Here is a 4,233-nt window from a genome sequence, read left to right as displayed (position 1 = left end):
CCTTAACCTTTGACGAGGTTAAGCATTTGCTGGTTCATGGACGGTACTTGCGAACTGATACTGCTGATACTGAGACCAGTCGTAGAGGTACCATCTCCACAGCCGTTGATTCCAGCGAGCCCCACTTTATGCCTCTTTGGATTATGATACGATGATTTAGTCAGGATGTTTATTGCAGCATTGAGGTCTCTGTCTATTTCCAGTCCACATTTACAACCAATCACCCCAATAATTCACTTGATACTGAATATACGATTTGAAACCATAGAAATTTTACTTAATGTTAGCGATTATCCCGTTTAATCTAGAGTAAATCAGACATCAGCGGGGTACGATTAATCACTTTTTAAACGGAGTTTAAATATATTGGTAAATTTTCAATTTACCAAGTTTAAGTTTAACTCTAAATTTCCAATTTAGAGTGTTCTGATTTTAAGAGCATGAGTAAATTCATGGGCTTTCTCTACCCCCGCACCTCATTCTTGTAAAGCCGTATCTCTGTTTTATTTCCCAGAAAATGTACCAAGTCGCAATCATTAAATAACGGGTTTTTCATATAACACAATGTTAATTGCAACTCTTTTGTTATATTAACAATTAGAAAAAGAGTGTGGAATATATGGAAGAACCAAATGCTCAAGAACAGACGAGTCTACCACTTATAGGCGACGATGCTCCTAAATTTACGGTAAACACTACACAGGGTAAAATCAATTTCCCTGATGATTACAAGGGGAAATGGGTGATACTATTCAGCCATCCTGCTGATTTTACTCCCGTATGCACCACTGAGTTTATGACTTTTGCCAGTATGCAGGAAGAATTCAGGGAACTGAACACTGAACTGATAGGACTGTCAATAGATAGCAATTTTTCACATATTGCCTGGTTGAGAACTATAAAAGAAAAAATGGAATACAAGGGAATGAAAAATGTCAGAATTGGATTCCCGGTTATTGAAGACCTGAAAATGGAAGTAGCCAAAAAATACGGTATGATTCAACCCAATGCATCTACTACACAGGCAGTTAGAGCAACATTTGTCATTGACCCGCATGCAAAAATCAGAGCAATACTGTATTATCCGCAGTCTACCGGCAGGAACATGGACGAGATTAAGAGGATGATCATCGCCATGCAGAAAACTGACAAGGAACATATAGCAACACCTGCAAACTGGGCTCCCGGTGAAGATGTGATTATCCCTCCTGCTGGGGATTATGATACTGCTGAACAGCGATCCGAATCAACTGAGGAAGGTATGTACTGCCTTGACTGGTTCATATGCTTCAAAAAAGAATCTAACAAATAAGGGTAAATCATAACAAAGTTATTAGATATGTAAAAATGGGGTTTTAATTTGGATAAGACCATAGAAAATATGACAAAAGCATTCATAGGCGAAAGTCTTGCAAGGAACCGTTATACAAACTTTGCAAAAGTTGCAAAAGAAGAAGGATACGAGCAGATATCTGAAATATTTCTCAACACCGCAGAAAATGAAAGGGAACATGCCAAATGGATGCTGAAATTGATAAACGAGCTCAAAGAAAAAGGTGGAGGTGGACCAGACAAGGTCAACCTTGATGTGGATGTACCTGTGTGCGGAAACACTATAGACAACCTCAAGGACTCGATTTCAGGAGAAAATTACGAAACAACTTCCATGTATCCTGAGTTTGCGGAGGCCGCTGAGAAAGAGAACCTTCCCGAAATTGCCGACAGATTGAAAGCTATCGGAGAAGTAGAGAAACATCATCAGGAAAGGTTTAAGAAACTGCTTGAGGAAGTAGAAAACAATACCGTATACGAGAAGAACAGGGAAGTGCAGTGGGTATGCCGCAAATGTGGATATGTACACACCGGTACAGAACCACCTGAGAAATGCCCTTCATGCGACCATCCGTACAATTATTTCGAAGTTAAATGCGAAGAATATTGAAATGTAGAATACTCGGATGTGAACCGGGTAACATTCTTTTATTTTTTATAAGTTCACAAAAAATGTGAACTACCACCTGACTAAAAATCCTGATTATAATTTCAGGTTTTAATTTATAAAAAAGTAAACAAAGGATTTAATTAATTTTTACTTGTTTTATCGATTAGAAACCCTTAACATTATTGCTGAGTAGCGTTTTCCCGCTCTTTTGCCGTCATTTCAGCAAGTTTTTTAACTTCGTCTTCATCCAATCCTAGACCTTTAGCTACACGTTTTCCATAATCAGGGTCTGCTTTATAGAAAATAGCAGTTTGCCTTAATTGAATACGTTGCAGTGCATTGGATAGATGACTTACTATATTATCTACCAGATGTTCCCTATCCTGTTCAGTCATAACATTGCGATAAAGGTTCCCGGCCTGAACAAAATCATCATTTGGATGGTTGTAAGGAGTACGGGCGGCATATCCTGAAACTTTATATAGTGGGTCTGCAGCATTAATGTCGGGTTCCGGTCCGTTGAAACTATTTGGCCAGTAATTAGGTCCGCTTCCCCCATTACCATCAACCCTCATGAAACCATCGCGCTGGTAACTGTTTTCCGGTGCGTTTTTTGCTCTGTTAACAGGTATAAGGTGATAGTTAGTACCGAGGCGATGTATGTGTGCATCGTGGTATGAAAATACTCTGGCCTGCAGCATCTTATCCTGCGATATGGTTATACCTGGTACCAGGTTACCAGGACTGAATGCAGCCTGTTCAACTTCGGCAAAATAGTTCTCAGGGTTGCGGTTTAGTACGAGTTTACCTATTTCAATAGGTGGACAATCCTCATGCGGCCAGACTTTGGTAACATCGAATATATCAAAATTGTAGTTTTCAGCCTGTTCAGGTGTCATTATCTGCATTTGAAGTGTCCACGATGGATAATGACCATTTTCAATGGCTTCATAGAGGTCCCTTGTCGCATGGTCTGGGTCAGAACCACTCATTTTTTCAGCTTGATGGCGGTCCAGGTTTTCTATTCCCTGGTCGGTCTTGAAATGGTATTTGACCCAATAATAGTCCCCGTTTCCATTGTACCATTTATATGTATGACTTGAATATCCATTCATATTGCGGTAGGTTGCAGGTGTTCCTCTGTCAGAAAACAGTATTGTCACCTGGTGTATAGATTCTGGTGTTAATGACAGGAAATCCCAGAACATGTTTGCATCTTTGCAGTTAGTAGCTGGATTTCTCTTCTGGGTATGTATGAAATCAGGAAATTTCAATGGGTCACGTATAAAAAACACCGGGGTGTTATTTCCTGTCATATCATAGTTCCCGTCTTCAGTATAAAATTTGATAGCAAACCCTCTTGGATCACGTGCAGCATCTGCAGAACCCCGTTCTCCACCTACAGTAGAGAACCTGGCGAATACTTCTGTACGTTTGCCTACCTCTGACAGGAATTTGGCTTTTGTGTATTTGGTCACATCTGCGGTAACTTCGAAATAGCCACCTGCACCGGCACCTTTTGCATGTACTACCCTTTCAGGTACACGTTCCCTTTCAAAATGTGCTAATTTCTCAAGCAAATGAACGTCCTGCATAATGACTGGGCCGCGTTCACCCGCAGTAAGGCTGTTCTGGTCATCATCGACTGCTTTTCCAAAGGCTGTAGTTAATGTATTGGATTCGTTCTTTTTGTTCATAATAAAACCTGGTGTTTTAATAAGAAATGCTAATTTTTGATATTCAATCTATCGGTTTTTATTTTATAAGACTGCCAAATTTGCTATATTGCATGGCGAACTAGCTGACACTGATTTATTTATCAATAATCTCCCCTTACCTTAAACTCTAAATTTGAAATTAATAATTTTAGCAAATTCTATCATGTTATCAAAATATAAAAATAGATTGCTTACTTACATTTTGATTTTGTTTTTAACTGTCATTTATATCTCGGATACCAACGGCAAAAATACAGAACTAAAAATTCAATGCAAGGGGTTATTGTATCCAAACCCCATTAAGAAAATAGAAGGTTTATCACTTTTTATTTTTCCTCATTTCTTTAATTTCATCGAACAGATAATCGATATCATCCCTAAATTCTTCTTTAGCATCATCCGGGAACCCTTCATCTTCCTCGGCCTTTTCTTTTGCCTTCTTCAAATAAGATTTAGCAGCATCAATATCATAAGTCATGCATACAGTTTACTTTATAAGTAAAAAAAATAAGAATTGATAACATAAAATATAATCAATTATATTCATCATGGAGATTGTTATGGTAAAAAGAA

General features: G+C 38.5%; 5 protein-coding genes. 2 read left to right on the top strand and 3 right to left on the bottom strand.

The window, feature by feature from the left end; translation table 11 throughout:
- Positions 1–2: 2 nt before the first annotated feature.
- Entirely contained in the window at positions 3–224 is a 222-nt protein-coding gene (locus ACLFMM_RS09355) for a hypothetical protein (RefSeq protein WP_410808467.1), read from the bottom strand.
- 395 nt (positions 225–619) lie between these two features.
- Between ACLFMM_RS09355 and ACLFMM_RS09350 the strand changes: the two genes are divergently transcribed.
- Both ACLFMM_RS09350 and rbr read left to right on the top strand, forming a co-directional pair.
- Positions 620–1,312: a peroxiredoxin gene (locus ACLFMM_RS09350; protein WP_410808466.1), complete on the top strand. Its 693-nt coding sequence runs from the start codon at positions 620–622 to the stop codon at positions 1,310–1,312.
- A 48-nt stretch (positions 1,313–1,360) separates the two neighbouring features.
- Positions 1,361–1,942 (top strand): rubrerythrin, encoded by a 582-nt coding sequence (gene rbr, locus ACLFMM_RS09345; protein WP_410808465.1) that lies wholly within the window; start codon positions 1,361–1,363, stop codon positions 1,940–1,942.
- A 179-nt stretch (positions 1,943–2,121) separates the two neighbouring features.
- On the opposite strand, the gene ACLFMM_RS09340 is transcribed toward rbr, so the two are convergent.
- Positions 2,122–3,639: a catalase gene (locus tag ACLFMM_RS09340; RefSeq protein WP_410808464.1), complete on the bottom strand. Its 1,518-nt coding sequence runs from the start codon at positions 3,637–3,639 to the stop codon at positions 2,122–2,124.
- Positions 3,640–3,979: 340 nt separating this feature from the next.
- Positions 3,980–4,105, bottom strand: a complete 126-nt coding sequence (locus ACLFMM_RS09335; protein WP_410808463.1) for a hypothetical protein — start codon at positions 4,103–4,105, stop codon at positions 3,980–3,982.
- Positions 4,106–4,233 lie beyond the last annotated feature (128 nt).

This window comes from Methanohalobium sp., assembly GCF_046546175.1.
In the GTDB taxonomy this organism is placed as follows: Archaea; Halobacteriota; Methanosarcinia; order Methanosarcinales; family Methanosarcinaceae; genus Methanohalobium.
This window is presented reverse-complemented; position numbering and strand designations above follow the sequence as displayed.